The 1107-nt window shown below is 50.2% G+C and carries 2 protein-coding genes; both read right to left on the bottom strand.

Translation table 11 applies throughout. The features are described from left to right. Positions 1-578, bottom strand: a 578-nt coding sequence (locus ACVRRC_RS21830; protein ID WP_472997552.1) for an FtsK/SpoIIIE domain-containing protein, incomplete at its 3' end; no start/stop codon positions are given. Positions 579-591: 13 nt separating this feature from the next. Then, on the bottom strand, positions 592-1107 hold a 516-nt coding region (locus tag ACVRRC_RS21825; protein WP_472997551.1), incomplete at its 5' end, for a hypothetical protein.

Below are 1107 nucleotides of genomic sequence, written 5' to 3'. Positions count from 1 at the left end.
CAGTCGGCTAGCTCTTCATCATTTTTAGGGTCGATGAGGATGAGAGGCTGCTTCTTGAGTGCAGCCTGAAGGATGAGCAGTTTGTAGTAAGTCGTTTTTCCCGAACCGGTTGTCCCCGTAACCAGTGTATGTAGCGACAGCAGGTCTTCAGCAACGCGTATCCATTCTTGTTTTTCACCCAACGCATGGATCCAACCCAGACCCATGAAGTTTTCCGGCACTTTACTGATGAACTTTTTGATGTCGCGCTTGATGAGTTCAGACGCTAATTGACCTTCCGGCTGCCCCCACTCATAACCATACCCCAGCAGGTAGCTGTCGGGATATTTCATCATGATGTCGATGACGGATTCCAACTCCATTTTCAGGACGCTGGGCTTACGTTTCAACCTGCTTTTGTGCTTGTAAATGTCCCATGCAGAAGGAACAGAGCGAGCCGCATAGGCCGCCTGTACAGCAACAGCCAGGTAGCACGGCACCGCAGGCATGTTGAATGCGGCGTTGACCGCAAGTGAGGCCGCAATCCCCACACCCCAACCCGCGATTTCAAGCGCCTCAAAGTTGGGACGCCAGCGCATGTTATAACTCCATTCACTCATTATCGTTCACCATGAAGTTCTGAATATTGCTGTTAACAAGGATGTAATCGACACCGGTACGGGTTACATAGTCGAAGTTGTCAATCAGCACTTGTTGGAACTGATTGGCGTTAATATTTAGGTCCTGTGCGATACGGCGCTTTTGCAGTGAAGACAGTGCAATCACTGGGTCACCATTGAACGCGGTTTTGCTGGCCCCTTTGGTTGCAATGGCGCGATAAACTTCGGTCATATCCACACTGACGTCAGTCAGGTCAAACGGGCTCAGGCTGGCACGATAACGGTGACCGGAAAGCTGATCGATGTCATCGTTGAGCTCTTTTCGCAGGTAAAAACACATTTGCGAACGATGGGTGTAATACTCGCAAGGGGCTTCCATAAACGGATACCAAATCCAATCCGCATCCCGCATCGGTTCAAAGAGTGAATCTTCAACCCCATTTTCAAGGATGATGCAGCAGTGGCCGCTCTCGTGGAAAAGGCCAGACTGGTTTGCAGCAACGTAAGA

It is taken from the genome of Stutzerimonas sp. LR2, from assembly GCF_055755175.1.
Note: the sequence above shows the minus strand (reverse complement) of the source record. Positions and strands in the feature narration are given on the sequence as shown.